Here is a 26,553-nt window from a genome sequence, read left to right on the forward strand (position 1 = left end):
AAACGCTAACTCCGCACAACATGAGATATAACTTCCTATAGAACACACTGGTGCGGCAGATTTCAACAGCCGCGCCGCAGTTACCCAAGGAAAAAACAAACATGCCAGCCCCACGCCAAGCTCAAGAGCTGAGAAGAGAAATACCCTACAACTACACGTCCTTTTCTGACCGTGAAATAGTTTCAAAGCTGCTGGGCCCTGACGCCTGGACGAAAATCACTTCGCTTAGGCCTCATATCAGAACCGGCAGAAGCGCCCGCATGCTCTATGAAATTCTCGGCGACATATGGGTGTCCGTGAGAAACCCGTATCTTGAAGAGGAACTGCTTCAGGACAAGCCCCGTCGGGAACTGCTGATTCAGGCCATGAGGCACAGGCTTGCGGAAATGGGAAAACGCCGGCAAAACGACGGCTCTGAGAGAGATCAGACCGTCGAAGATCTGATCGGCCGGACTGAAAAAGCCATTGTTAATTTTGAAAAACAGTTCGACGGCCGCCTTGAATACAGGGAGAAAATTTTCCAAAGGCTGTCAAAAGTCACGAAAAAAAGAAACATCCGGTTCAGTCCGTACGACAGGGCTGTCCATGCGACTGACGCTACGGACTGGAGAGTCGCCTACCCCATTGTCGTCCTGTATCCGGACAGCGAACTTGAAATCCCCGGGCTTGTCAAAGGCTGCCAGTCCCTCGGACTGACGCTGATTGCAAGGGGAGGCGGAACCGGCTATACGGGGGGAGCTGTCCCCTTGTCCGAGCGCACGGCTATTCTCAACCTGGAAAAGCTCACCCGCATCGGGGCCATAGAGCAGACGATGCTCCCCGGACTTGAACAGGACGTGTTCACTATAGAGACAGAATCCGGGGTCGTCACAAAGCGGGTGTCAGAACGCGCGGAAGAAAAACACCTTGTCTTCGCCGTGGACCCGGCCTCCGCGCACAGCTCCACCATCGGGGGCAACATTGCGGAAAATTCGGGCGGGAAAAAAGCTGTGCTCTGGGGAACCGCCATAGACAACCTGGCGTGGTGGCGCATGGTCAACGCGGACGGAAACTGGCTGGAGGTTGCCCGCGTGAACCACAATCTTGGGAAAATACACAAGCAGGAAACAGTGCTTTTCAAAGTCACGGTCAAGGACGGCCGTTTCCCTCCTGAGAAAGCTCCCGTGCTTGCAGAAAAAGAGCTGTCTCTGTCCGGACCTTTGTTCAGAAAGCCTGGACTCGGCAAAGACGTTTCTGACAAATACCTGCAGGGACTTCCGGGCGTCCAGAAAGAAGGGTGCGACGGCGTCATTACAGCCGCCCGGTGGATCCTGCATCGCATGCCCAAATTCGGCAGAACCGTCTGCCTTGAATTCTTCGGCTCTGCCAGTGTGGCAGGCGAGGCTATCCTGTCGATCACCACGATGCTTGATTCTCAGCCCGACGGCGTAATGCTCGCCGGACTCGAGCACCTGGACGAACGTTATCTCAAGGCCGTTGAATATCCCGTTAAAAGCCAGTGCGGCGGCTACCCCAAGATGGTGCTTGTCGGTGACATAGTCGCGGACAATGAAGAAGCGCTGGACAAGTACGCACTTAAGATTTCTGAGATCTGCTCACAGCGGCAAGGCGAGGCTTTCATCGCCAAAACCCCGGAAAAAAGAAAACAGTTCTGGAATGAAAGAGCCAGGACAGCCGCCATCAGCCGCCACACCAATGCCTTCAAGCTCAATGAAGACGTTGTCATTCCGCTCAAAAAACTCGGCGAATACACGAATACCTGCGAATTCTTCAACATCGAGCATTCCATCGCAAACAAGCTGGAGATGGTCGAAGCCGCACAAAACTATCTGGACTCTTCGGAAATCTTCCGCCCTTCCGCCCTTTCTGAGGGAAATGCAAAAGAAAATCCGCGCGGAGAGTGCCTGGATGAAGCCGGCCGCATCCTCAGCCGTGCGCGAGAAAGATGGACGTGGCTGCTTGAGCATTTTTCGGATCCTGCCGACCTTTTGAGGCAGGACGCCCAGAGGCTTGGCTGGGATTTACCGGAAAATATGGACCCGGGCATGGAGATACGGCAGCTGCTACTCAGCCACAGTCTTGTGGTCTCATGGAAACAAGAGGTCCAGCAGCCGCTTTGCAGGCTTTTTGCACGAGAAGGCCTTCCGGAAGCGGAAGCAAAAATCAAGGCGATCCATGACTCAATCCTCAGGAAGCGGCTGTTCATCGCCCTGCACATGCATGCCGGGGACGGCAATGTCCATACCAACATCCCTGTGCATTCATCCGATCCTGAAATGATGGCTGAGGCTTACAAGGGCGTAGATCTGGTCATGAAGACAGCACGGCAGCTGGGAGGATCCATCACCGGCGAGCACGGCATCGGCATGACAAAGATTAAATATGTACCCGCCGAAGAGCTTCAGCCCTTTTACAATTATCTGGATAAAGTCGACCCCGGCCATCTGTTCAACAAGGGAAAGCTGCGCAAGGAGACTGATTTAAGCATCGCCTTTACGCCGAGCTTCAGGCTGCTGTCGGCAGAAACTCTGCTGATGCAGAGAAATGAACTTGAGGACATCGCCTCATCCATCCAGAACTGTCTGCGCTGCGGCAAATGCAAGCAAGTCTGCTCAACGCATTTTCCGACTGCCAACCTGCTTTATTCTCCTCGGAACAAAATCATCGCCACTTCGCTGCTGATTGAGGCTTACCTCTATGAAGAGCAGACCCGCAGAGGCCTTTCCCGGCGGCATCTGGACGCGCTGGCAGACCTGAGTGACCACTGCACGGTATGCATGAAATGCCTGCCGCCGTGCCCGGTCAAAATCAATTTTGGCGAAGTCACAATCAAGCTGAGAAATTTCCTGGCCGCTAACAACTACCATCGCAGCAATCTGCCGAAGCGGGCTGGGCTGGGCTTCCTCACCCTGCAGAGCCCGGCATCCATCAAATTGGCCAGAACGGTGCTGGTGGACTACGGCTTTCTGGCCCAGAGGCTGGCGGCCGACGCCGTCAAGGTCACCACCAAACCAAGCCTGACGCATCCGACGCCAACAACGGAGTATCCGTCTACAAAACGCTCCTATTTTCTGCTGGCCAACAGAAAGTTGCCGCGCCCGCGGATGCACACCACCTTAAGACACCTTCTGAACATAACGGACCCCAGCGTAGTCCCGGTCATACGGAACCCGGCTCTGCCGGAAGAAGCTTTGGAAACTGTCTTTTATTTCCCCGGCTGCGGCAATGACCGCCTTTTCCCGGAGATAGGCCTGGCTTGCCTAGCGCTTCTCTGGCGCGCGGGCGTACGCACGGTGCTACCACCTCAGTTCATGTGCTGCGGCTATCCCATGGTCGGCAACGGGATGCGAGAAACAGCGGAGAAAATGGTCACCCAAAACAAGGTGCAGTTCCACCGTATGGCGAATACCCTGAACTATCTGGACATCAAGACGATCCTCGTGTCCTGCGGCACATGCCTGAAGCAACTCAGGGATTACCATCTTGAACAAATTTTCCCCGGCAGCCGCCTGATGGATATCCATGAATACCTGGCTAGGAAAGGGATGAATGTCAATGGCGAAAGCAACACCCGTTATCTTTATCACTCGCCCTGCCATGCCCCGTTCAGTCAGAATCCCAAGGGAATCGTCGGCTCGCTGATTACGCCCGCGGACCACTCCCCAATTGAGTTGACGGACCGCTGCTGCGGGGAATCCGGAACGTTCGCCGTGGGCAGGCCAGATATAGCCAATCAGGTCCGCTTAAGCAAGGAGCTCAGCTTGAAGGCAGCCAAGGAGAAAGTAGAGAGCCAGGGGACCAGCCCGTTCAACGGTACAGTCAAAGTGCTCACCACATGCCCAGGCTGTTTCCAGGGCCTAAGCAGATATGAAAGCAGGACGCGAATACAGGCGGAGTTTCTGGCAGTAGAGCTTGCCCGCCAGGCCATAGGGCCTGACTGGGCAAAAAAGACACTGGAGTCTGTCTCACGCGGAGGGCTGGAGCGCGTGCTCCTGTAAAACTTCTGCTTGCCCCTCTCTGGCGCCGTCCGCCGCGTCAGAGAGGGCAGCACGCAGTTTTACTTTTCGGTACCGCTCCTGACGGAATCCGGGGGCGTAAATACCGGTCGTATATTTTCCATATGATTCGGAGACACCTCCTGGGCGCTGATTCCTGCAGGAGAACTGAGGTAATTCTGAATATATATCTGGTAGGCCCCCAGAAGAGAGCAAATCACAGCCAGAGCAATAAAAACGAATTTCATGAGGCCTCCAGAATTCTGACCGTTCCAGATATAAACCTGCGCCGGGCACCCTTTTCATCCCTCAGACAAAGAGCCCCCTGTGGGTCAATGCCGGAATACAGGCCAGTTTCCACCTGACCGGCGTTATTGTCTACAGAAATGCGTTTTCCAACCAGAAAATCAAACTTCTTCCAGCGAGACCAGTCAGGCAGCGAGGGCTTCCTCATATACTCTCCAACCGACTTCAAAATCGCAGAAACGGCCCGCAGGAGCCAGAACGTTCTGCTCTCCACGGCATCTTCCAAAGGATGAATGGAAGACAGGGCCGCCGCGGCACCCATGTCTGCCTTGCACCGGGGCTGCTGATGAAGGTCCAAATTAATCCCCACCCCGATCACAATCGAGGGCCCTGCGGCCATTTCACATAGAATCCCGCCCATTTTTCCCGAGGCAAGCCACAGATCATTCGGCCATTTCACTAAAACCGGCACATTCAATTTCTGAAATTCCTCGGCAATTGCAAAGCCCACGAGAACGGGAACCGGAGCCATCTTAGCTGCTGGCAGAGAGGGTAGGCCCAGAGAAAACAAAAGACTTTCACTCGCATCATTCCACACTCTTCCATGAGTACCGCGGCCCGCGGTCTGGTGATGCGCTACTCTTAAAATCATCGTGCGAGCCCTGGTGTTTTCAAAATAGTTGATGAGGTCGGTATTCGTAGAAGCCGTCACTTCTACCGGAGACACAACAATCGACCATCCCTGACTGGCAAGGCTGTCTGCAACAGCAGATGCGTTGATGAACCGCGTATCGGCGTTTGATCCGGTCATGTCGGAAAATGGAAAAATAGATAAAGTTCAGTTGCTACTATATTTAATTCTTGCACATTCATTCAGCCCATCCCTATGAAAGAAGAAAACCAGCGCAGGCAGGTTCTTGTCTTCCCCTGCCCCTTTACCATAAAAGTAGTAGGAATCAAAAGAGAGTCCCTCTTTGATGAAATCAACAGCTGCGTCCTCGAGCTCTGTCCAGAGTACAGCCCGGAAAAAACTGCAAGAAGACTGTCTGCCCGTGGCCGCTATGAATCATTTAGCGTTGTCGTCCAGGCTCAAAGCCGGGAACACCTCGATCATCTCTATGCAAAGCTCGTGAAAATTGAAGGAGTGAAGTTCGTGCTTTAACCGGCTGCTGCCGTCTAAACTTTTTCACTCTTCCCTCTTTTCTCAAAAAATGCAAGAAAACGAAATAAAAAAAGGGTCCCTACAGGCTTGGCTTGCGGCGATCCGTCCCAAGACATTCGGCATAGCCCTCGCCCCGGTTCTTGTCGGGATAACCGCTTCTCTTTCTGTTGAACACACCGGAAATTTACCGCTCGCTCTCCTCACGATACTGGTCGCCGTAGGAATTCAGGCCCTGACCAATATGGAAAACGACGTCGGCTACACCAAAAGGAAGGCTGAAAGAAGCAATCGAAAAGGCTTTCCTAGGGCCACTAGCGAAGGCTGGCTGAGTATTCGCCAAGTGGATGTGGCGATTCGCATCCTCGCAACCGTGCTTATCCTTGTTAGCGTCGCGCTGGTGACCATCGGAGGGTGGATTATTGTTCTCATGGGAGTCTGCTCAGTCGCTGCAGCTTACCTTTATATGGGCGGGCGAAAACCCATCGCCTACTCCCCCTGGGGAGAGTTCACGGTTTTTATATTCTTCGGAATGGTCGCCGTGAATGGCACCTATTATCTGCAATCAGGAACATTTTCTTTCATATCTCTGGCCTTAGGCGCAGCCTGCGGGGCCGTCGCAGCAGGGGTTCTGGCTGTCAACAACTGGCGTGACATGCGACACGATGCCTCTGTCGGCCGGAGAACTCTGGCGGTTGCTCTTGGAGAAAAAAGGTTCCCCAGGCTCTACCTCTGCCTTTTGCTGGCACCCTTCGCTCTGGTCCTTGCAACAGTCTCCGTATGGCCAGAGCACGCCGCATACCTTTTGAGCCTGATACCGATCTACCAAATTAAAAAACTTTACAGCGATTTTCTGAACAAAGAGGGCTATGAGCTCAATGACACCATGCTGGGCACAATAAAGCTTGAGATCCGCTTTGCCTTTCTGCTCTCACTGGGAGCTTTACTGGACACGCTTATCCACTGCCTTTAAAAATAATGTGGCTTGAGGAAGCCCGGGAAGGCTTGCTGCCTTCCCGGAATGGAGTCGGACTGTTTTAAGCTAAAAGAGCCGAGACCAGTCTCGCGGCTTATTGCTGGTCTTTATCTGTATTATTGGGGTTTTCAACCTTTAAGGCTTCCAATCTTTTATTTATTTCTGCGGCTGTCTGATATTCAAAGACCTTGACAACACGCTTAACCCCGCTTGTCTTTGCAGCCGTTGCAGCTGCCGCCTGACCTTCCTCTTCTGTCACAAGCCCCATCAGGTACACGATGCCGCGATCAACTGTGACTTTCATCTGATTGAGCGTTGCATTGCTGGTGCCGATAATTCGGCTGCGCACAGAGGCGGCCAGCGACGAATCCTTCATCCTCTGGCTGAGAGAAGCGGGAACCTGCACCGCAAGTTCATTGATGACCTGAGACACCTCAAGGCTGCTACGTGCCACACGGCCTGCCGTCTCTTTTTCTTCCTGAGTGAGCACTTCGCCAGTCAGCAACACTTTTCCGTTGTAGCAGGTCACCGTGAGATGCATGTCATCAGACTTGATCTTCTGCCCAATCTCCCACTCTATGCGGCTTTCCATCACCTGATCGTTAACCTGTGTCCCTGTAGTCCTTCGATCCGTTGCAACTGTCGTCGCACCGGCAACGACCCCTCCGGCAAGGATCGGAGCGCAGGCTGTCAAAGCGCCTGACGCCACAGCACCGGTTGCCAGAAGCACCAACAGCTTTATTTTCATGGTCTGCCCCTCAGAAGCTAGGCAAATTGAGACAGCCACTGTAAGTTTTCAAGCAGCTTCTCACGCCTTATCAATAAACTTCTATGAATTTTCTTAAAAATACCGCTTCGAATCCATAATAAAAGGATTTCATCCACTTTGGACACTTCGCAACCGATAATCTGAGCTATCAGCCGGCGAGGCGGCAGATCGGGCAGGGCTATCCATTCTTTCTTGTCATCATGCAATTCCTGAACGGCCGCCCCGCTACTCCTTAGAAAAAAAGCCACCAGAAACACGCCCAACCTTCGCTCCGACTCTCCAGCTCTGCTCACCATCAGTCCGAGTCTATCAGCGAAATTGCAACCGGCATTGTATCCAGCCAACTCCCGGTGCCACCGTCCATCATGATCGGCTAGTTTAAGCAACAGTTCCCTGGGAACCGTCAATAGCTCACAGCCGGTCACAGCCCAGTGCTGCCGCGACAGCTGATCATTGGCATACAAGGTATCTATACAGCCGATCAGGCTTCCCGGCAACGCAAGAGAAACAAAAAAAGAGGTATCAAAGCCCGGTAAAAAAACAGCCTTGGCTGCGATACCGGACTGTACATAAATCACCCGCTCGAAAAGATTATCCGACTTATAAAGCACATCGCCCCGGTTCTTGGTCACTTTGTGCCCCAAATTGCGCACTATGACAGCTAGCGCTGGCGACACTTTTGGCACAAACCACGGTATTGAGGTTTTATCCATGGGACTTTTCTACGGATCGGAGGCTTCGAGCTGAATTGAAAGAGACAGACTTCGAAGCTTCCATTATATATTCTCGGGTTATTCCCAGTTTATCAACAGGAACACAAACAGCAAAGTTTTGTTTATTAAAGAAATATTAAAATATTCACATATCCACAGCCTCTCTGGGAAAAAACATGAAAATATCCACAGGGCTTGGGAGAATAACGCATGTAATATTTTGTCAGAAAACTTTAGTTATATTTTTCGGCAGAAACTTATGCACATTTGTCCACAGCCGATCAACTCCAAGATTTAAAATTTATCCCCAAAGTATTCAACATGATAACTTTTTGATAATTAACGAAAATATCGTGTTCCAAACATTTATTACGACAGTTATTATTGTTGTTGTTTTTTAGAAATAAAAAAATAAATAACTTAATTAATCAAGAGTGACTGAATTTATTCCAAAAGGCACCAGCACAGAGGGAACGGACTCAGAAGTCAGATGTCTGAGCTGATCATCAAAGAAAATATGAGGTTTCAGAACCTCCAGAACCCTGTCCTTGGGAAGTCCGTCCATTAAAAACAGCTCGGCTGCATACATGCCGAAGCTTTTCAACGTCGTAATCAGGCGCTGTTCACTCGGCGCTCCTCTTGAAGTGACTATGGCTATCCGTAATGCAGGAAGGTAATAGGGATCGTTCTTTCCTTTTTCTGCATCTAGTTTCTGAATTTCTGAAAGCTTAGAAAATAAAGTCTGCAGAGGCCCGGCTTTCAAAGGTTGCAGACGTTTATCCGTCTCCTGCCGCTGGAAAGCCTGAATGCCTTCAGTCTGAAATTTACGTTCCGCCTCATCGTCTGCAATAACGCCATCAAAATCGAAGGCAATCCTCAAGCCGGCATCCTGCTCGGTATCCTTAAACCTGCTTGGAAGAACAAGTCCAGCCGGAAGCCCGCAGGCATTAGCTTGAATGACGCTTTGTCGATTGGCTGATAAAAACAGGCAGGCATTAAAAGCCTGCAAAAAAGGAAAGGTGGACTGCCCTGACGTAAAGGCCCCGGTCGTAATCGGGAGCTTGTAGTAGCGGCAGGAATTAAAAAATCTCTGCCCTGTTTCCGGGCTGTTTCGTGACAGCACCACAACACGCACTGGGGATTTCTCAGGAAATATTTCATTGAGCTTCAGTAGTCTGCTGATAAATGGAAAGGCTACGCCGGGTTTCAGCGGCTCGTTCATGTGAGCGATTTGAAACTTTCGGTAGGCCGAAACTCCTTTTGTTTCAAACAGTCCATGCTCTTTTTCCAAGTCAAAAAGCGCTCGTGATGAGACTGCAACTATCAATTTGTCTTGCTTGTCTCTCTGCTGTAATGCTGCTGAAGCTGTCATTTGAAGAGCTCCGTTCGTTTATTTCAAGCCCACGATTGCGATAAAAGGCTGACAACACAAGCCAATAGGGGGGGTAATCCATCGTACGTTTGACAATGGGTAAGCCACTGCTTTTACGGATTTTTTGATACTCATCCTGCTTTTAAATAAGTACTGGACAGCAGCCTCGCGTTGCTGCGGGGAATACCTTGGCTTCGTGCCGCCGTGGACAGTCCCTGTCTGCTTGTACTCTTGCAGCCAGTAATGCAAAGCCCCCTTGGATGGATAGCCTAATTGCCGAATCGTTTCTCCGAGCGAGTGGGTTTTTAAATAAAGCCGAATAGCCTTGAGCTTTTCCTCACGTGTAAAAGCCATAATCGGACTCCTCCTGCAGCTGAGTTAAGTCCAGGTTTTTGTCCGCACATCCTGATGATTGTTTTAGACGGTAATTAGACACTTAATATAAAAATATCATTTAACAAGCAATCAGATGAAAGAATATACATAAACAAGATGATTTTAACGGCTGGTGAAAAAAATAAAGGAATAAAAATTTAAGCCGATGAAATATGATGTATTTCATCGGCTTAAACCGCAAAGGCCCCTTTACGGAAGCCTTTGGAAAGATGCCATGTTGGCGTAGGAATATTGAGAGGGGCCGCTTAGATATCGAGATTGGATACCCTGTGGGCATTCTCTTCAATATACTGGCGGCGCCTCAGCACATCGTCTCCCATCAGTTTTTCAAACACTTCATTGGCTTTTACCGCGTCAGGAATGGAGACTTTCAGCATCCTTCTTGCGCGTCTGTCCATTGTTGTTTGACCGAGCTCATCGGCGTTCATTTCACCGAGCCCTTTAAATCGCTGCAGCGTGATGCCTTCGTAGGCAAGAGAAACCAGCCAGTCATAAAGCGCATTGATGCTGTCGACATTCTTTTCACGAAGTTTTCCTGCGACATTTTTGACGATTTTGGCTCCAGGCTTCAGGTATTCCGCCTGATACTCGCAGATTGATCTGATGGCTCGATAATCCTCGCTACTGGCAAACTGGGGAGTGAGTTCGGTGTAGTGGCTTGTGCCATACACCTTCCGCGTGATGCGAAGCGAGAATTGCCCTGGATTATCAGAAGAGGGAACAACGCTCAGTGTGAGGGCCGGATCAGAAATCTGCTTCGAGAGAGCATCAGCCGAGGCCTGCGCTCTTTCCTGAGTCGAGAGATCGATGTCTACTCCGGCAGCAATGGCCTTAAGAACAGATTTGTCGATAAAGCGTGCGTTACTGTTCATGACATCGATGGCAGACTGGTAATTTTTAAGGAGATTATCAAGCTTGGTTCCTCGAATTCCATTTTCCGGCGCAGAGATGATCCCGTCAGAATAAAGAACTGCGTCTTCCGTTGCTATGTTGCGAAGGAAGTTAGCCAGCTCCTTGTCGTCTTTCAGATACTTCTCCTCATTGTTTTTGCGCCCTTTTCTCTGAACTTTATAAAGCGGGGGCTGTGCAATGAACACGTGTCCTTCCTCTATCAGCTGAGGCATTTGACGATAGAAGAACGTGAGAAGCAGGGTGCAGATGTGAGCGCCATCCACGTCAGCATCGGTCATGATGATGACTCTGCCGTATCTCAGTTTTTCAATGTTGAAATCTCTGTCTATACCCGTTCCGAGCGCCATCATCAGATTTTTAATCTGCTCTGAATCCAGCAGTTTGTCTGCAGAAGCCTTTTCCACATTGAGTATTTTTCCCCGAAGCGGAAGAATGGCCTGAAATTTAGAGTCTCTGCCGACTTTAGCGGATCCTCCGGCTGAATCTCCCTCTACCAGGAACAGTTCGCATTCTGAAGAAGGGGTGCCTTTGGCACAGTCGGCCAGCTTTCCAGGCAATCCACCGCCGTTAAGTGCGCTTTTCCGAATAATATTTCTAGCCTTACGGGCTGCTTCTCTGGCCCTGGCTGCAGACACGATTTTCTCGCATAGTCTCTGCGCTGTTTCCGGGTTCTCTTCCAGATAAGCTGACAGTTCGGAATTAATTACTTCCTCTACGGCGGGGCGGACTTCGCTTGAGACTAGCTTGTCCTTAGTCTGCGAACTGAATTTTGGCTGCGGGACTTTAATGGATAAGACGCAGGTTAAGCCTTCTCTCATATCGAGCGGATCCAGTTCAACCTTGGCTTTCTTATCCAGCCCGGACGCAGAAATGTAATTCTTTAAGACCCTGGTCATGGCATTTCTCAGCCCGGTGACGTGGGTTCCGCCGTCTTTTTGAGGGATGTTGTTGGTGTACGCGTCGAGAACCTCGTTGTAACCGTTGTGCCACTGCATGGCGACCTCCACGGTCACGGGTGTTCCCTGGCTGTCAACCGTTTTAACAGCGTGGAATGGCTCCTTATTGATGGGCTCTCTTTCTGCTATTTCGTTGAGGTATTTGACGAAGCCGCAGACGCCGTTTTCGCTTTTTAAGTCTGCCTCCTTGCCGGTTCGCTCGTCTTTCAGAATGATGTGTGCGCCGGAGTTTAGGAAGGCGAGCTGCCGGAGTCTGTCGAGCAGGGTGTCGTAGCTGAAGGTCAGAACGTTCTTAAAAATTTCGTCATCGGGAAGGAACTCAACCAGAGTCCCATTGGGGTGCTCCGGAGCAGAGGCAACCTCTATCATCGGTGAGGTGCGGATTTCCTTTCCATCCGGCGTTGTTTCGGTGCGTATCTGCCGGTTGACGACTTTTCCTTTTTCAAAATTCAGCTGAAATGTTTTCCCCTGCCGATAGACGGTGAGCTTCAGCCATTTGGATAGTGCGTTGACACAGGACACACCTACTCCGTGCAGTCCTCCGGAAATCTTATAACTGTTCTCATTGAACTTGCCTCCGGCATGCAGTTCCGTCAGTGCGATTTCAGCAGCGCTGCGCTTCGGATTATGTTTGTCGTCGTATTTGATGTCTGTCGGAATGCCTCTCCCGTCATCCAGCACCGAAACAGACTGGTCGTTGTGGATGGTGATTACGATATCCTTAGCGTAGCCGGCAAGCACTTCGTCAATAGAGTTATCGACGACCTCGTATACCAGATGATGAAGTCCGGATCCATCATCTGTGTCTCCAATATACATACCCGGCCTTTTCCGAACCGCCTCCAGACCTTCGAGGATCTGAATGGCATTGGCTCCGTAGCTATTGGAGATATCTTTGTTCTGAATGTTTTCGTCAGTCATAAATCATCAACTTGCTTGCGGTGCACAGTGGCTGCGCAAGATTCTTAAAAAGGGAGCCTGATCAAAGCCTCATGGGCATAAGAACATATTTGAAAGAGTCGCTGTCAGGCATCGTTATCAAGGCTGGCGACTGAGGGCCCGACAGAGAAATTTTCACTTTGTCATTTTTCAGATTGCTTAGGACATCAGACATGAAATTAACATTGAAGCCAATGTCCAGCGGCTCTCCCTGGTAGTCCACCGCGATATCGTCATTGCCCTCTTCCTGCTCAGAGTTTGAAGTCTGAATGGAGAGCAGGCCCGGCGTCAGCAGCAGACGGACGCCTTTGAATTTGTCGGATGCGAGAACTGCTGTCCGGTGCAGCGCCCCAAGCAGTTCTTCGCGATTGACAAGGAACTGTTTGTCGTTGTTTGTCGGGATGACTCGTTCAAAATCAGGATATTTTCCCTCTACCAGCTTGGTGATGACCTCTACGTCCTCGAAAGTAAAGCGCGCTTGGTTGGGGGCGATCTCAATGGTGACAGGCGTATCTGTGTCCGGAACTAGGCGCTTAAGCTCGGAGACCGTTTTTCTCGGGATCGTGGCACTCATTTCCGCGGAGCCGTCGGCCCCCTCAAGCTTAATCTCGCAGTAAGCCAGACGGCGGCCGTCAGTAGCAACGGCGCTCATGGTTCCATTTTTGACTATCAGGCGCATGGCGTTGAGATAAAAACGGATATCCTGAACGGCCATCGCATAATGCACCATCGACAGGAGGTACTTGAACTGGGTAGCGGGGACGACCACCTTGCTTTCAAACTCTGCCTGAGGGAAATCCGGATAATCTTCTGCGGGAAGCGTCTGCAGTGCGAAGCGGCTGCTGGTGGTCTTTACTTCCAGTTTTCTGGAAATTTGGTTGCTTCCTTCCGCGCCGATGCTTTTTTTCGGCGCGCCCAGCGAGAGGGTTACTTCAGTATCGGGCAAAACCTTGAACAGATCCAGAGCCTTCCGGGCGGACACTGTAAAGGCAACAGGATCTCCGCCATCAACGCCGTTGCTGTTGTGAGTGCGGATCAAGATTTCAAGGTCTGTTCCTGTAAAGCTGACATCCGTGCCATTTTTTTTAATGAGCACATTGCTGAGGATGTTCATAGTCTGGTGGTTCTCAATAATGCCCCCGACAATGGTCAGTGGCTTGAGCAACGCTTCGCGCGGACCTTTTATGACTTGCATGATTTAACCCTTTTGCTTAATGGAAACAAATCCTTCTCAGGTCTACAAATCAGAAACTCTGAATGTTTTGCTCGAGTACATGGAGTTCATGATTGAGCTCTTCATTTGTACGCCGTTCTGTCTCTATTTTCTGACAGGCATAAATAACCGTCGTGTGGTCTTTGCCCCCGAATAATTCACCAATCTCGGGGTAGCTTTTCTGCGTCAGCTTCTTGGATAAATACATAGCGATCTGACGAGGAACAGCTATTTGTTTCGGCCTGCGTTTAGAGTGCATGTCAGCGACTCTGATTTTGTAGTAATCAGCGACCTTTTTCTGGATGTCCTGAACAGTTATCTGATCATTCGGGGTGATGATGTCGTGAAGCGCCACCTTGGCCTGCTCAATGGAAATCTCTATGCCATTGAACTGGGCATGAGCAATTACCTGCTGCAGCGCCCCCTCTAGCTCCCTCACGTTGCTTTTCATATGTTTTGCTATGAAAAAAGCCACGTTTTCCGGAAGGACCTTTCCGCGCTGTTCTGCCTTCTTCATGAGAATGGCCTGGCGCGTTTCCAGTTCCGGCGGATCAATTGGAACAGACATCCCGCCTGCGAAACGGCTTTTCAGTCTTTCATCCACGTCTTTCAGCTGTCTGGCATAGGTGTCGCTGGTCAGGACGATTTGCTTTCCATGCGAGACGAGAGACTCGAAGGTTGAGAAAAAAGCATTTTGTGTGCCGCCGCGGGCTCCCAGCATCTGCACGTCATCCAGTAAAAGCAGGTCCAGGGAATTGAAGCTTTGATAGAACCCCTGATCCTGGTTTTTTATGGCCTTCATGAACTCAGAAATGTAGGAGTTCGCACTGATGCACAACACCCTGGCCCTGGGATTCCTTTTCAGAACTTCAAGCCCTATGGCGTGCATCAGGTGAGTTTTTCCCAGCCCTACTCCGCCGTAGATGTACAGGGGGTTGTATGACTTGGTGCCGGGGTGGCTGGCGACATACATCGCAGCTCCCAGAGCAACGTTATTGCTTAAGCCCGACACAAAGTTCTCAAACGAGAGTTCCGTCATCAGGCCGCAGGACTTTGCGAGCTGGTCCGAAACCTGCTGAGTTTTCTGCTCCGGCCGGACGGGGGCGCTGCTCATGGAGGAGCGCACAGGAGACGCTTCCTGCACCGTCCAGATGATCTTGACTGGCTGGTCGTCATTGGCGCGCTGCGCATGAAATGCAATGATGTCCCCGTAGGTGTCCCTGGTTACTTCCTTTTTGGGGCTACTCGGGGCCGCGAGCGTCAGCACTCCGTTTTCCGGGTCCCATGACTGCATCTGCAGCGGTTCAATCCAATTGGAATATTTCTCCCCGCCAAGACGCGCATCCAAGCGCAGCCGATCGCAGCAGTCTTTCCAAAAGTCTTTCATTTATTATGTGAAAAGAAAATCATAAGAGACAAAAATGGCTTCTTAATGACCTTCTTTAGGAGTTTCAATATCATCTTACAGAACTCCTTATTCTACCAGTTATCCACAGGTTGTGCCTCGACTCAAGATGATTGATTTAAGGGCGAAACAGCTGCTATTTGCACCACGTTTTATGGAGAAAAAAATGCAGATATGCACTAAGGGTTGTGTGTCCTAGGGAGGCGGTTCTGAAAAAATCTGCTTCTCAGCAAAAAGGCTAGTACAAGCTTGACAAGAAAGGTATTTTTGCGCTCTAATATCAGAATTTCTCTGGAAGCGCCCTGTAAGACTTGAGGCGCCTCTGATTTTTTTAGGGTTCGGATGCATGCCGCAACCCGGATACAGCCTTTTTATTTAGGGCTACAAGAAACAATATAAGGATTCATCATGGCAACCAAGCGTACTTATCAGCCTTCCAAGATCAAACGTGCCCGCACCCACGGCTTCTTGGTTCGTAGCCGCACCCGTGGCGGCCGCAAGGTGCTTGCAGCGCGTCGCGCGAAGGGCCGTCACACCCTCGCCCTGTAAGCTGTTCTGTCACGGCAGAGAAAAGCCGTGGAAGAATCTTTGCGAAAAAGATATACCCTGCCCCGTAGCAGACGTCTGATCAAGACGGCTGATTACGGGGCTGTTTTATCTTCTGGCACAAAGCGGGTATATCGTTGTTCGACAAAATGGCTGGCTTTGACGGCCCTGCTCCAGACGACTCCTCTTCCTCAGACCGGCCTCCGATTTGGGTTCACGGTTGGAAAGTTAAATGCTCACCGCGGCGTTGACCGGGTTCTGATCAAGAGAATCCTGCGTGAGTCTGCGCGGCATCAGCAACACGAGCTGCGTTATGAGCATGTGTCGCTGGATGTTATTCTTCGCTTGAGAAGGAAAATTCCTAGCCTGGGTAAGGATATATCTCTGAAAACTTTCAAAAAGGAATTGAGAAGCGACTGTGACCAGCTGCTTCAAAGCTTTTTCTTGAAATTTTCGCAGCGGAATATTTCTGTAGAAAAATGATGAAAATCATTTTGATCAGAATGATCCGCTTTTATCAGATTTGCCTTTCCCCTTTTTGGGGATGGAAGTGCAGATTTGTCCCCAGCTGTTCTCATTACGGCATACAGGCTATTGAGCGGTTTGGAGCCTTCAAGGGCCTGTACCTGACCCTGATAAGGCTATTAAAGTGCCAGCCCTTGGGACCTTGGGGATATGACCCTGTGCCGGAAAAATTCAGCTGGAAATTTTGGACAAATAAAACCTGATGGCTGTCGATGTCCTGATTTTTTTCAGGGCCGGGTAAGAATTAAATAAAAGAGAGCAACCTGTTATGGGAAGTGATTTCAAACGTACTCTTGTCTGGGTTGTATTCCTATCAGCATTGTTCCTTCTCTGGGATAGTTGGCAGGTCTACAACGGTCGCCCCTCCTTTTTTGGCACGAATACAGAACAGAGCGCAAAGGCCTCGGCTTCTGCTTCCGCTGCCGCTGCCGCTCCGGCTTCGCCTGCCGCTGTTCCTTCTGCGGATCAGGCTTCAGGTCAGGCTCCAGCTTCTCAGGAGGGTAAGAGCGTTGAGGTGACCACCGACCTCATGAAGCTCACCTTTGATGAGCAGGGGGCGAGCGTTATCCGGGCCGAGCTGCTGCAGATGCGTGAGCTTCCCAAATGGGACGAGGTGGGTCTGGTCGGGTTGATTCTCGGCAAGAAAGAGGCTGAGCACAAGAATGTTGTTTTGTTCGATCATTCCAAAGAACACTTCTATGAAGCTCAGACCGGCATCATTGGCGTTGAGGCGGCTCCTAATCATCGCTCTTCATTCAAGCTTCTGGATGGTCCTCTCGCCCTGTCCAAGGATCAAAAGGCTCTTAATGTGCGTTTTGAGAGTGAGTCCGGCGGCATAAGTCTCGTGAAGACCTTCACTTTCCAGCCCGGACATTACGGAATGGAAGTGACGCACGAGGTGACTAACAAGGGGGATAAGCCGGTTTCTCCCTCGCTTTACTATCAGCTGGTGAGGGACGATCATCAGCCCGAGGGGCAGAGCTCCTTTACGAGCAGTTATCTTGGTGCAGCCGTTTACACCGAGGAGGATAAGTTCAGGAAGGTCACCTTCAAGGATATTGCCGGAGACTCCAAAGACTATCCTGCGAAATCCGATAACGGGTGGATTTCTATTATTCAGCAGCACTTTTTGTCTGCCTGGGTTCTCCCTCAAAAGCAGCAGAGAGAAAACTTCACCCGTCGTCTGGGCAAAGATCTGTACGCCGTAGGCTCCATTACCAATTTGGGAGAACTGGCCCCCGGTCAGTCCAAGTCCCAGACTGCAACGCTGTACGTTGGTCCCCAATCTCAGAAACGGCTCAGCGAAATTGCACCGGGCCTGGATCTGGTTGTCGATTACGGATGGCTGACATTCCTTGCTAAGCCCATTTACTGGCTTCTGTCCTGGCTGCACAGCCTCGTTGGAAACTGGGGATGGTCTATCGTCCTGCTGACCGTGCTGGTCAAGGCGATCCTGTATCCGATTTCTGCCGCTGGTTACAAGTCCATGGCTCGCATGAAGGATCTTGGGCCAAGGATGAAGGAAATGCAGGCGAAATACGGCAACGACAAGCAGGCCCTCAACATGGCCATGATGAAGATGTATCGGGAAGAAAAAATAAACCCGATGGGCGGCTGCCTCCCTATTCTTTTGCAGATTCCTGTGTTTCTGGCTCTGTACTGGGTTCTCCTGGCGTCCGTGGAACTCAGGGGGTCGAGTTGGCTGCTGTGGATCCATGACCTTGCTGCTCCGGATCCCTGGTTCATTCTGCCGCTGATCATGATGGCGACGATGTTCATCCAGATCAAGCTGAACCCGAAGCCTGCCGATCCGACTCAGGCCAAAATGATGATGATTATGCCGATCGTTTTCAGCGTGATGTTCTTCATTTTTGCGTCCGGCCTTGTTCTGTACTGGCTGACGAATAACATCCTTTCTATTGCCCAGCAGTGGTATGTCAACAAACAGATTGATGAAGAAAGGGCTCGCAGGAAAGCTGAGAAAGAACGGAAGGCGTTGAAAAAATAAACGCTTTGTGTTCAGAAGCTCAGGGGGCACCGGAAGGTGCCCCTTTTTTGATGCGCACGGTTTTGGTCTGTGCCTACAGAGTAGAGTCCGGAATATGAAGCGGATCCCGACGTCATCCAAGACGCGCTTTCACCGCAAAGGAGGGAAAAGGAGCTCAATTAAAGCACAGTGGCTGCTGAATGCGGATGAAACAGCGCTGCTGCGGCGGGGCGGGAAGGAAGTCATTAAATTTGCAGCAGGCGGTTTCTTTTATTGGTTGCGGCTGGATTCGTTCAGATTGTTGAGCGACAGATTAATATCCCCCAAAACGACATAATTTTGACCCCCCGAAAGGGGGCTTATGAAGCATAGAAAGCATCAGAGCATTATTGGGACAGTCCAACTAACTTGCCCTGAAAAGATGCTCACAGAGATAGAGGTTAAATTAATCACGGATTTGGCCAAGGCGCACCGCTCAATTAAAGCGATTGCCCGCCAGCTCCACATTTCAAGAAACACAGTGCGCCGGTATTTGAGGGGCCGGGCTCCGACCGGCCAAGGCCGGTCAGAAGCCATGAAATGGCTAAACGACAACCGTTCCAGGGTTCGAGAGCTGTTTTTCACAGATGAAGGCAACTGTGCTGTTGTCCAGCGGGATCTTGAATCCTCCAGCACCCAAAAGATCAATCTGCGCCAGATTCAGCGCTTTTGCCGACCTTTCAGGCGTCAGATTAAAGAGGTACAGGCTTTCTGCCGCTATGAAACAGCACCCGGGCAGCAAATGCAGATTGATTTTGGGGAACAGGACGTGATGATTGCATCACAGCCTGTCCATATCCATTTCTTCGTAGCTGTGCTTGGCTTTTCCAGAAGGATCTTCACTAAGGCTTACAGCCATGAAAACCAAGCGGCCTGGTTTGACGGCATTGAGTCTGCATTTTCCTTTTTTGGCGGCGTTCCTGTCAGTCTGCTCAGCGACAACTGCAGGAGCCTGGTGACGGAGCACCGCCGGAAGGGACGGGTTGAGCTCACGGAAGGCTACCTCTATTTCTGCCGCCAGTGGGCTGTCAAGCCCATTGTCAGTACTCCATACCACCCCCAGAGCAAAGGCAAGGTCGAGCGCTGCGTCCGATATGTCAAAGAAAATGCTTTGGCTGGGAAAAAATTCAAATCTCTGCAGGAGCTGAACCAATGGCTGGAAACCTGGTCTCTGACGTACGCAGACCAACGGCACCTAAATGACTTCCTCAAAGACATCAGGACACCCAAAGAACGGTTTGCCATTGAGAAGAAAACACTGCGTCCCATCGATGGCCATCCGAAAGTGGCCAATGTCAGGGAAGAGACCAGAAAGGTCGACGCTGCGGGCCTTATCCGCGTCGATGGCAACGCCTACCAGCTGGCGAAAGGGCTAGCTCACAAAGAGGTCCAACTCCTGATAGATGAAAGCTCAATCTCCGTTTCCAGAAAAGGACAGTTTGTCATCGAGTTGGATAAGGCGAAGTCAGTATACAAGCCTGAGCAGCAACGTGAAACGCCCTTAGGAAAAAAACTCCAGCCTCTTCCGGAAGTTAAGCCGGAGTTCAAACAAAACCGTTTATCCCGCGCATTAATAACCTACTCCAATGTAGCCGGAGGAACCTGGTCATGAGGACACGTGCCACGGATGAGCGGCTGAGCCAGATGGCAGCTCGTCTGCGCCTGGTTTATATGCGCGATCACCTTACCGAAATGCTGGAAGCTGCCTCCGGCGCAAAAATGACACCTCGGGAAACGCTTGAGTATGTTTTGTCCAAAGAAGTGGACCAAAGAGAATCCAACCGAATCAAGCTTTCAACCATGGCCGCACATTTTCCCAGGGCATGCACTCTGGAGAGCTTTGACTTCAGTGCCCAGCCTTCGCTGGATCCAGGTGTTATCCGAGAGCTTGCGAAAATGGAATGGGTCGATTCTGGTGAAAATGTCCTGTTTCTTGGGCCTCCGGGCGTAGGGAAGACCCATTTGGCCATCGCTCTTGGGCGTCGTGCAGTCCAAAAGGGCCAGAATGTGTTGTTCATCAGCGCATCCCACCTGATGGCCGGACTGCAGAAGGCTAATAAAGAAGGCACGCTTAACGAAAAGCTGTCCTCGCTTTATAAGCCGAAGCTACTGATCATTGATGAAGTCGGCTATCTGCCATTCTCTGCCCAAACCTCGAACCTGTTCTTCCAACTCGTCAGCAGGCGTTACGAGCATAAAAGCATCCTGATCACCTGCAACAGGTCGCTGAATGACTGGGGAATGATCTTTGGGGATCCAACTGTAGCTGCCGCCATTTTGGACAGGCTGCTTCATCATTGCACGCCTGTCACCATTGTCGGAGATAGTTATCGGATACGAGAGGCTCAGAAGTTAAAGCTTCTGGGTGATCACAACGCTTAATCTAACAAATTAAAGGGGGGTCACTTTTTTGTCGTTTTGGGGGGCAAATCGACATACGCTTGACAGTTCAGATGCTATTTGCGATTAAACTTCCTGCATTTCAGCGAGATGCAGGAGACCGAAAACAATGCGAGCGGAACGGTTCGGCTTATGGATCTTTGTCAGCCGGAATCCGCTTCGCTGACTTCAAAAGCCGAAGCAGGACTTTACAAGGGCAGCCTTGCTGAAAGAAAGCTGAAAAAACGCAGCCGGATGCGGGAACCTCTGCCATGTGGTGGCAAGGCCTTATGTGCATATTCACTCTCACTGGTGAAGCAGATGGCGCAGCCAGAGGGTTTCTTGTGTGAAAAGTTACGGAAAGAAGCCGTGAGGTCCTGCCGCCGGCATATTCGGTTTTATGGTGTTAAAACGGCAATAGCCCCCATTGCTGGGAGGCTCTGTATAGGGGCGGCGGGAGCAGGCTCGGGAAGCTACTGAGGCTCCTGCCTGATTCAAAGACAGGTGACGTAATCATGACGAGACAAGCAGAAGGAATCGTAGCAGTAGCGACCGCTCCTGGCAGAAGCGGAATTGGCGTTATCCGCTTTTCCGGTACAGAGTCAGCCTCCCTTGGGCTGATAAAGGGGATGACAGGCCTCTCTTTGCCGCAGCCCAGGCATGCTTATTTCACCTCTGTCTTAGATACGGCGGGCAACGCCCTTGATAAAGGGATTGTGATTTGGTTCAAGGCTCCTCATTCCTATACTGGTGAGGATGTGGTTGAATTTCAGGTTCATGGCAATCCAGTGCTTCTGAATCTGATCATCAAAAATATTCTTGCCTTCGATGATTCCGTGCGCTTGGCTGAACCAGGGGAATTTACAAAAAGAGCGTTCCTCAATGGGAGGCTGGATTTGGCTCAGGCGGAAGCAGTCATGGATTTCGTGAATGCGAGTTCCGAGAGTGCGTTGCGCGCCGCCAACCGTTCTCTCATCGGCGGTTTTTCCAAAGAATGCGGGCAGATTGAAGAGGAGCTGATTGAATTAAGGACTCAGGTTGAAGCGATTCTTGATTTTCCTGAAGAAGAGATTGATTTTCTGCAAGAGGGAAGGATTAACGAAAAAATTGGCAAGATCAGTGCTCATCTTCAAACAGTCATCCGAACAGCTGATCAAGGGCAGTTGCTGCAGGAAGGAGCCGTTGTCGTTCTGGTTGGAAGTCCTAATGTCGGGAAATCGAGCCTTCTGAATCGCCTTTCTGAAAAAGATGTGGCCATCGTGACCGAGGTTCCGGGAACTACCCGGGATTTGCTAGGAAACGCCATTTTGATCAACGGAGTTCGGATTCAGCTGGTGGATACCGCGGGTCTTCGGCAGACTGACGATGTTGTTGAATCCGCCGGCATCAGCAGGACACTGAAGCAGATAGAAAAGGCAGACATGGTTTTGCATCTCGAAGCATGCAATGTTTCCCGTTCTCCTTCTACGCTTGAACTTATTCATGAACACTTGCCAGAAGGCACGCCTGTGCTTCATGTGGTAAACAAAATTGATTTGCTTGAGGAGCCATTTAAATCTTCAGCTGACAGAATCGGAATATCAGCTAAATTTGGGACTGGAATAGAAGATCTTAAGCGCGCGATTCTGAAAATTGTAGGTTTTGATGGCACCGTGCAGTCCGTTTATATGGCCCGCAGAAGGCATCTCGAGGAACTTCGGAAGGCGGAGCAGCATGTCTGTCAGGCTAAGGACATATTGAATTCCTCTGCTAGGCAGCTGGACTTGGTGGCAGAGGAGCTTAGGCTTGCCGGCACCGCGATGGGACGGATCCTTGGGGAGTTTTCCTCTGACGATTTGCTTGGGAAAATTTTCAGTACATTCTGCATCGGTAAATAACTTTTGCTCTGTCTTTGCTGTATTGTTTCGGTGAAACGCGCGAAGCAATGTTCCACGTGAAACAAGGCTCTTGTCTTCTCTGAGGGAAAAAATGGATTTTCCAATCGTGTTTGATGTCGTGGTAGTGGGTGGCGGCCATGCCGGCATAGAAGCGGCTCTGGCCTCAGCCAGATCGGGCTGCAGAACTTTGCTACTGACGCACAATATGGACACCTTGGGGCAGATGTCCTGCAATCCATCGATTGGAGGTATTGGCAAGGGACAGCTTGTTCATGAGATCGATGCTATGGGCGGCGCAATGGGGCGTGCCGCTGACCTGGCCGGAATTCAGATGCGTATCCTCAATGACTCAAAAGGGCCTGCCGTCCGGTCTACACGTGCTCAAATCGACCGCGAACTTTATAAGGCGGCGATGAGGTCATTTCTGGGAAATCAGGAGAATCTCTATATTTTTCAGGAAGCAGCGGATGATTTAATCATCGTCAATGGGCAAGCGGCCGGGGTGGTGTCAAAAACAGGGGTACGATTTCATTCGGCCTGTGTTGTTATATGCTCGGGTACTTTTCTGCATGGCCTTATTCATGTCGGCCTTCAGCATTATCCAGCCGGCCGGATTGGAGATCCGCCTTCCATCAGGCTTGCTGATCGCCTGATTGAACTTGGCATGCCGCAGGGGCGGCTGAAGACGGGAACGCCTCCCCGGATTGACGGAAGATCCATTAACTTTGATAAGTGCGAAAGGCAGGATGTCCCTGAGGAACCTTTGCCTTATTTTTCCTGGAAGGAAAATGTGCCTCACCCCCGGCAGCTACCTTGCTTTATTACAAGGACTAATCCGAGGGTGCATGAGATTATCCTGGGTTCGCTTGACCGATCCCCCATTTATACGGGCGTGATTACCGGTGTCGGGCCGCGCTACTGCCCTTCTATTGAGACGAAAATCGTGAGGTTTAAGGGCAAGGACAGCCATCAGGTTTTTCTCGAGCCCGAAGGGTTGAACAGCAACGTCTTCTATCCCAATGGCGTTTCGACGAGCCTGCCTTTTGATGTCCAGCTGGAGATGGTGCACGCCATGAAGGGGCTCGAGAATGCTTATCTCCTGCGTCCTGGATATGCCATTGAATATGATTATTACGACCCGCGTGGACTGAAGAAATCGCTCGAGACAAAGAAGATGCCTAATTTGTTTTTTGCCGGTCAGATCAACGGAACAACGGGTTATGAAGAGGCTGCAGCTCAGGGACTTTTAGCAGGCATTAATGCTGCATTGAGAGCGAAAGGAAAAGATCCCTGGGTTCCCCGGCGCGACGAAGCATACCTAGGGGTCATGGTCGACGATTTAACCACCAAGGGTGTGACGGAACCCTACCGCATGTTTACTTCGAGGGCGGAATACCGGCTTAATTTACGAGAAGACAATGCCGATGCGCGGCTCACTCCTCAGGCTAGGAACCTGGGTGTCATAACCAATGAGCAATGGGAGTTTTTCTGCAAAAAACAGGAAGATGTTTCACGTGAAACACAGCGTCTCAAAACTACATGGGTTCACCCGTCGGAGCTTGAGCCGGAGGAAGCGGCCAGAGTTTTGGGATCAAACATTGAGCATGAATACTCCCTCAGACAGCTTCTGTCCAGGCCTGAAGTGCGCTATCGAGATTTAATGGGGCTTAAGTTGCACGAAGGCAGATCTCTTGTCCCGGATCAGGATCTGACGGACCGTGAGGTCCGGGAAATTGAGATTGCTTTTAAATATGAAGGCTACATTGCCAGACAGAAAGATGAGATCGACAGGGCTCTGAGGAATGAAACGCAGAGAATTCCTGCGGACTTAAATTACGATGATGTCCGGGGGCTTTCCTTTGAAGTGAGAGAGAAGCTGAAGGAAATTAAGCCGGAAACCATTGGACAGGCCGGAAGGATTTCAGGAGTCACTCCGGCTGCAGTGTCTTTACTTTTGATTTACCTCTCAAAAAGTAAAAGGATGAGGGCATGAATGACGAAGCATTAAAAAAGCTGGGGCTTGGTCTCGATGATCTCGGGCTTTCGCTGTCCTCCATCCAGCAGTCTGTTTTGCTGGATTACCTTGAGCTGCTTGCCCGATGGAATCGTGTTTTTAATCTGACTTCCATTGAGTCTGTTCAGGAAGGGGTGACTAGGCATCTGCTTGACTGTCTGTCCCTTGTTCCATATCTCCGAGACCGGGGCGTGGCGGAGGATGCCAAGATTATCGATGTTGGATCCGGCGGGGGCCTTCCTGCTGTGGTGTTGGCCGTCTGCTTTCCAAAGGCAGAAATTATTTCGATCGATGCCGTTGGGAAAAAAAGCAGGTTTGTCTCACAGGCTGCTGCTCAGCTGAGGTTACCCAATCTTCAGGCCGTTCATGCGAGGATCGAGGATTGCAGAGGCCTTTCTTCTGATCTGGCCGTTTGTCGTGCGTTTTCCTCCCTTAGGCTTTTTCTTTCTCTGACAGAGCACTGCGTGCGGCTCGGCGGGACGTGGATTGCCATGAAGGGTAAGAGGCCGGACAGCGAAATGAATGATCTCCCTGAAAATTTCTTTGTAAGCGATGTCAGATACCCGGTTCGTGTTCCCGGGTTGCAGGAAGACAGGACGTTTGTGGAAATCAAGAGAAAGGGGGCTTGAGACAGCACAGAGCTGTTCACGTAGATCCTATGCCGGAGATTTAAATGTTCGATACTTTTCTGCAGTCATTCCTGTTAGTGTTTGCCACATTCCTGCCTATCATGAATCCTTTCGGGGGAGCCATGTTTTTTTTAACCCTGACTCAGGGAGTCAGGGTCGACATGAGGGCGAGAATCACCAATAGGATGGCGCTCTACTGCTTCATCGTTCTCATGGTTTCTATTTTTGCCGGTCGTCTCATTCTGTCCTTTTTTGGAATTTCTCTAGCAGTGCTTCAGGTCGGAGGCGGCCTGGTCCTTGTTTCGGCCGGGTGGCAGGCGCTCCATGCGCCGGTTCATACCGGGGATGTGGAAGACAAAGGCTTGTCTGATCGAAGCGACGCTGAACTCATGTCCATGGCTTTTTATCCTCTGACCCTTCCCTTGACAACGGGGCCGGGAACAATTGCGGCCGCCGCGGCGATCGGATCGAGCCAGACGGGGAGCATCGCGACAATTTTCGGGTGCGTCGCTGCTTCAATAGCCATTACGCTGCTCACATGGGTTTGTTTCCGCTTCAGTGACAAAATTCCTAAAGCTGTGGGTGCGGCTGGAGCGGATGCGCTGGCCAGGCTGTTTGCTTTCATCCTTGTGTGCATTGGCATCAGCGTTTTCTGGCAAGGATTTTCTTCTCTTTGGACGACTCTTCCACAATAGGACAAGGCGCGAATATGTCTCGTATATTTTGTGTGGCTAACCAAAAAGGCGGTGTCGGGAAGACGACCACATGTATTAATCTGGCCGCAGCCCTGTCGCTAAAAGGGCAAAGAGTGCTGATGATTGACCTTGATCCTCAAGGCAACGGAACAATGGGAAGCGGGATAGATAAAAGAACACTGAAAAATTCCGTTTATCAGCTTTTAATCGGTGCCTCTAGGTTTGATGATGTCGTGGTGCGTGCTTTGCCGGAATTCTCCAAAGGTAGCTATGACCTTCTGCCTTCTAACAGGGATCTGGCCGGAGCGGAAGTCGAACTGGTAGACATTGCGCACCGTGATTTTCGACTGAGAGACGCATTGTCTGAAAAACTGGCTGACTACGACTTCATCCTGATTGACTGTTCTCCTAGCATTTCGCTTTTGACGCTGAACGCACTTTGCTGTGCCCAGGGAGTCATTATTCCCATGCAGTGCGAGTACTTTGCTCTAGAAGGACTGACGGATCTGGTTGAGACAGTAAAATTTGTGCATCTGCAGAAAAACCGTTACCTTGACACCATTGGACTTCTGAGAGTGATGTTCGATTCACGCATTACCCTTCAGGAACAAGTGAGCGATCAGCTAAAAAGCCATTTCGGCGACCGTGTGTTTGATACAGTGATTCCGAGGAATGTCAGACTAGCGGAAGCTCCGAGTTACGGCGTTCCCGGTGTTTTGTATGACCCGTCCTGCAAGGGGTCCAAGGCTTACAAGGCGTTTGCTTCGGAAATCTTGGCTAAAACCAAAAGTCAGTCCACCCCCTCATAGTA

At 50.7% G+C, this 26,553-nt stretch carries 23 protein-coding genes; 15 read left to right on the forward strand and 8 right to left on the reverse strand.

Going from position 1 to position 26,553, the window contains the following annotated elements; genetic code table 11:
* Positions 1-101 precede the first annotated feature (101 nt).
* Positions 102-3,998 carry a DUF3683 domain-containing protein gene (locus MUN46_RS02550; protein ID WP_243377596.1) on the forward strand — a complete coding sequence of 1,299 codons (3,897 nt, stop codon included), beginning with the start codon at positions 102-104 and terminating at the stop codon, positions 3,996-3,998.
* Between the two features lie 241 nt (positions 3,999-4,239).
* Here MUN46_RS02550 and MUN46_RS02555 read toward each other — a convergent pair whose 3' ends face one another.
* The gene (locus MUN46_RS02555; RefSeq protein ID WP_243377578.1) at positions 4,240-5,052 is read right to left on the reverse strand and encodes a biotin--[acetyl-CoA-carboxylase] ligase; all 813 of its coding nucleotides are present in this window, start codon (positions 5,050-5,052) and stop codon (positions 4,240-4,242) included.
* 75 nt (positions 5,053-5,127) lie between these two features.
* Here MUN46_RS02555 and MUN46_RS02560 point away from each other — a divergent pair, with 75 nt between their 5' ends.
* Positions 5,128-5,403, forward strand: a complete 276-nt coding sequence (locus tag MUN46_RS02560) for a YbeD family protein (protein ID WP_243377580.1) — start codon at positions 5,128-5,130, stop codon at positions 5,401-5,403.
* A gap of 49 nt (positions 5,404-5,452) precedes the next feature.
* The gene (menA, locus tag MUN46_RS02565) at positions 5,453-6,373 is read left to right on the forward strand and encodes a 1,4-dihydroxy-2-naphthoate octaprenyltransferase (RefSeq protein ID WP_243377582.1); all 921 of its coding nucleotides are present in this window, start codon (positions 5,453-5,455) and stop codon (positions 6,371-6,373) included.
* Positions 6,374-6,470: 97 nt separating this feature from the next.
* On the opposite strand, the gene MUN46_RS02570 is transcribed toward menA, so the two are convergent.
* From MUN46_RS02570 to dnaA, 7 genes are all read right to left on the reverse strand, one after another.
* Positions 6,471-7,124 carry a BON domain-containing protein gene (locus tag MUN46_RS02570; protein ID WP_243377583.1) on the reverse strand — a complete coding sequence of 218 codons (654 nt, stop codon included), beginning with the start codon at positions 7,122-7,124 and terminating at the stop codon, positions 6,471-6,473.
* 17 nt (positions 7,125-7,141) lie between these two features.
* Positions 7,142-7,858 carry a cyclic nucleotide-binding domain-containing protein gene (locus MUN46_RS02575; protein ID WP_243377584.1) on the reverse strand — a complete coding sequence of 239 codons (717 nt, stop codon included), beginning with the start codon at positions 7,856-7,858 and terminating at the stop codon, positions 7,142-7,144.
* Positions 7,859-8,282: 424 nt separating this feature from the next.
* Positions 8,283-9,230 carry a 5'-nucleotidase gene (locus MUN46_RS02580; protein WP_243377586.1) on the reverse strand — a complete coding sequence of 316 codons (948 nt, stop codon included), beginning with the start codon at positions 9,228-9,230 and terminating at the stop codon, positions 8,283-8,285.
* An 18-nt stretch (positions 9,231-9,248) separates the two neighbouring features.
* Complete coding sequence (locus MUN46_RS02585; protein ID WP_243377587.1) at positions 9,249-9,584, reverse strand: transposase; 336 nt, start codon at positions 9,582-9,584, stop codon at positions 9,249-9,251.
* A gap of 287 nt (positions 9,585-9,871) precedes the next feature.
* Positions 9,872-12,415 carry a DNA gyrase subunit B gene (locus MUN46_RS02590; protein WP_243377588.1) on the reverse strand — a complete coding sequence of 848 codons (2,544 nt, stop codon included), beginning with the start codon at positions 12,413-12,415 and terminating at the stop codon, positions 9,872-9,874.
* Between the two features lie 61 nt (positions 12,416-12,476).
* The gene (gene dnaN, locus MUN46_RS02595) at positions 12,477-13,628 is read right to left on the reverse strand and encodes a DNA polymerase III subunit beta (protein WP_243377590.1); all 1,152 of its coding nucleotides are present in this window, start codon (positions 13,626-13,628) and stop codon (positions 12,477-12,479) included.
* Positions 13,629-13,677: 49 nt separating this feature from the next.
* Positions 13,678-15,033, reverse strand: a complete 1,356-nt coding sequence (gene dnaA, locus MUN46_RS02600) for a chromosomal replication initiator protein DnaA (RefSeq protein WP_243377591.1) — start codon at positions 15,031-15,033, stop codon at positions 13,678-13,680.
* 426 nt (positions 15,034-15,459) lie between these two features.
* Between dnaA and rpmH the strand changes: the two genes are divergently transcribed.
* From rpmH to MUN46_RS02660, 12 genes are all read left to right on the forward strand, one after another.
* On the forward strand, positions 15,460-15,600 hold the full coding sequence (rpmH, locus tag MUN46_RS02605; RefSeq protein WP_022443127.1) for a 50S ribosomal protein L34: 141 nt from the start codon (positions 15,460-15,462) through the stop codon (positions 15,598-15,600).
* 27 nt (positions 15,601-15,627) lie between these two features.
* On the forward strand, positions 15,628-16,080 hold the full coding sequence (locus MUN46_RS02610; RefSeq protein WP_243377593.1) for a ribonuclease P protein component: 453 nt from the start codon (positions 15,628-15,630) through the stop codon (positions 16,078-16,080).
* A complete protein-coding gene (yidD, locus tag MUN46_RS02615; protein WP_285230540.1) occupies positions 16,077-16,325 on the forward strand; it encodes a membrane protein insertion efficiency factor YidD in 249 nt (82 codons plus the stop codon). The genes MUN46_RS02610 and yidD overlap by 4 nt, the downstream gene beginning before the upstream one ends.
* A gap of 65 nt (positions 16,326-16,390) precedes the next feature.
* On the forward strand, positions 16,391-18,130 hold the full coding sequence (yidC, locus tag MUN46_RS02620; RefSeq protein WP_243377594.1) for a membrane protein insertase YidC: 1,740 nt from the start codon (positions 16,391-16,393) through the stop codon (positions 18,128-18,130).
* A gap of 340 nt (positions 18,131-18,470) precedes the next feature.
* Positions 18,471-19,760 (forward strand): IS21 family transposase, encoded by a 1,290-nt coding sequence (gene istA / locus MUN46_RS02625; protein WP_285230541.1) that lies wholly within the window; start codon positions 18,471-18,473, stop codon positions 19,758-19,760.
* Positions 19,757-20,530 (forward strand): IS21-like element helper ATPase IstB, encoded by a 774-nt coding sequence (istB, locus tag MUN46_RS02630; protein WP_243377773.1) that lies wholly within the window; start codon positions 19,757-19,759, stop codon positions 20,528-20,530. Before istA ends, istB begins: the two co-directional genes overlap by 4 nt.
* Positions 20,531-20,638: 108 nt before the next feature.
* Positions 20,639-21,007 carry a hypothetical protein gene (locus tag MUN46_RS02635; RefSeq protein WP_285230542.1) on the forward strand — a complete coding sequence of 123 codons (369 nt, stop codon included), beginning with the start codon at positions 20,639-20,641 and terminating at the stop codon, positions 21,005-21,007.
* Between the two features lie 35 nt (positions 21,008-21,042).
* Positions 21,043-22,404: a tRNA uridine-5-carboxymethylaminomethyl(34) synthesis GTPase MnmE gene (mnmE, locus tag MUN46_RS02640; RefSeq protein ID WP_243376801.1), complete on the forward strand. Its 1,362-nt coding sequence runs from the start codon at positions 21,043-21,045 to the stop codon at positions 22,402-22,404.
* Positions 22,405-22,495: 91 nt separating this feature from the next.
* Positions 22,496-24,397 (forward strand): tRNA uridine-5-carboxymethylaminomethyl(34) synthesis enzyme MnmG, encoded by a 1,902-nt coding sequence (gene mnmG / locus MUN46_RS02645; protein WP_243376802.1) that lies wholly within the window; start codon positions 22,496-22,498, stop codon positions 24,395-24,397.
* On the forward strand, positions 24,394-25,047 hold the full coding sequence (gene rsmG, locus MUN46_RS02650; RefSeq protein ID WP_243376803.1) for a 16S rRNA (guanine(527)-N(7))-methyltransferase RsmG: 654 nt from the start codon (positions 24,394-24,396) through the stop codon (positions 25,045-25,047). The genes mnmG and rsmG overlap by 4 nt, the downstream gene beginning before the upstream one ends.
* 44 nt (positions 25,048-25,091) lie before the next feature.
* Entirely contained in the window at positions 25,092-25,742 is a 651-nt protein-coding gene (locus tag MUN46_RS02655) for a MarC family protein (RefSeq protein WP_243376804.1), read from the forward strand.
* 14 nt (positions 25,743-25,756) lie between these two features.
* On the forward strand, positions 25,757-26,551 hold the full coding sequence (locus MUN46_RS02660) for a ParA family protein (protein ID WP_243376805.1): 795 nt from the start codon (positions 25,757-25,759) through the stop codon (positions 26,549-26,551).
* Positions 26,552-26,553 lie beyond the last annotated feature (2 nt).

The organism is Mesosutterella faecium, from assembly GCF_022809315.2.
In the GTDB taxonomy this organism is placed as follows: Bacteria; Pseudomonadota; Gammaproteobacteria; order Burkholderiales; family Burkholderiaceae_F; genus Mesosutterella; species Mesosutterella faecium.

Excerpts from the sequence above, each read along its gene's own strand:
- mnmE (WP_243376801.1), top strand. The coding sequence starts at position 21,043 with ATGACGAGACAAGCAGAAGGAATCGTAGCAGTAGCGACCGCTCCTGGC.
- yidC (WP_243377594.1), top strand. The coding sequence starts at position 16,391 with ATGGGAAGTGATTTCAAACGTACTCTTGTCTGGGTTGTATTCCTATCA.
- yidD (WP_285230540.1), top strand. The coding sequence starts at position 16,077 with ATGATGAAAATCATTTTGATCAGAATGATCCGCTTTTATCAGATTTGC.
- MUN46_RS02590 (WP_243377588.1), bottom strand. The coding sequence starts at position 12,415 with ATGACTGACGAAAACATTCAGAACAAAGATATCTCCAATAGCTACGGA.
- dnaA (WP_243377591.1), bottom strand. The coding sequence starts at position 15,033 with ATGAAAGACTTTTGGAAAGACTGCTGCGATCGGCTGCGCTTGGATGCG.
- dnaN (WP_243377590.1), bottom strand. The coding sequence starts at position 13,628 with ATGCAAGTCATAAAAGGTCCGCGCGAAGCGTTGCTCAAGCCACTGACC.
- mnmG (WP_243376802.1), top strand. The coding sequence starts at position 22,496 with ATGGATTTTCCAATCGTGTTTGATGTCGTGGTAGTGGGTGGCGGCCAT.
- rsmG (WP_243376803.1), top strand. The coding sequence starts at position 24,394 with ATGAATGACGAAGCATTAAAAAAGCTGGGGCTTGGTCTCGATGATCTC.
- istB (WP_243377773.1), top strand. The coding sequence starts at position 19,757 with ATGAGGACACGTGCCACGGATGAGCGGCTGAGCCAGATGGCAGCTCGT.
- MUN46_RS02575 (WP_243377584.1), bottom strand. The coding sequence starts at position 7,858 with ATGGATAAAACCTCAATACCGTGGTTTGTGCCAAAAGTGTCGCCAGCG.
- MUN46_RS02555 (WP_243377578.1), bottom strand. The coding sequence starts at position 5,052 with ATGACCGGATCAAACGCCGATACGCGGTTCATCAACGCATCTGCTGTT.
- MUN46_RS02655 (WP_243376804.1), top strand. The coding sequence starts at position 25,092 with ATGTTCGATACTTTTCTGCAGTCATTCCTGTTAGTGTTTGCCACATTC.
- menA (WP_243377582.1), top strand. The coding sequence starts at position 5,453 with ATGCAAGAAAACGAAATAAAAAAAGGGTCCCTACAGGCTTGGCTTGCG.
- MUN46_RS02660 (WP_243376805.1), top strand. The coding sequence starts at position 25,757 with ATGTCTCGTATATTTTGTGTGGCTAACCAAAAAGGCGGTGTCGGGAAG.
- MUN46_RS02580 (WP_243377586.1), bottom strand. The coding sequence starts at position 9,230 with ATGACAGCTTCAGCAGCATTACAGCAGAGAGACAAGCAAGACAAATTG.
- MUN46_RS02560 (WP_243377580.1), top strand. The coding sequence starts at position 5,128 with ATGAAAGAAGAAAACCAGCGCAGGCAGGTTCTTGTCTTCCCCTGCCCC.
- MUN46_RS02570 (WP_243377583.1), bottom strand. The coding sequence starts at position 7,124 with ATGAAAATAAAGCTGTTGGTGCTTCTGGCAACCGGTGCTGTGGCGTCA.
- MUN46_RS02550 (WP_243377596.1), top strand. The coding sequence starts at position 102 with ATGCCAGCCCCACGCCAAGCTCAAGAGCTGAGAAGAGAAATACCCTAC.
- istA (WP_285230541.1), top strand. The coding sequence starts at position 18,471 with ATGAAGCATAGAAAGCATCAGAGCATTATTGGGACAGTCCAACTAACT.
- MUN46_RS02585 (WP_243377587.1), bottom strand. The coding sequence starts at position 9,584 with ATGGCTTTTACACGTGAGGAAAAGCTCAAGGCTATTCGGCTTTATTTA.
- rpmH (WP_022443127.1), top strand. The coding sequence starts at position 15,460 with ATGGCAACCAAGCGTACTTATCAGCCTTCCAAGATCAAACGTGCCCGC.
- MUN46_RS02635 (WP_285230542.1), top strand. The coding sequence starts at position 20,639 with ATGCAGGAGACCGAAAACAATGCGAGCGGAACGGTTCGGCTTATGGAT.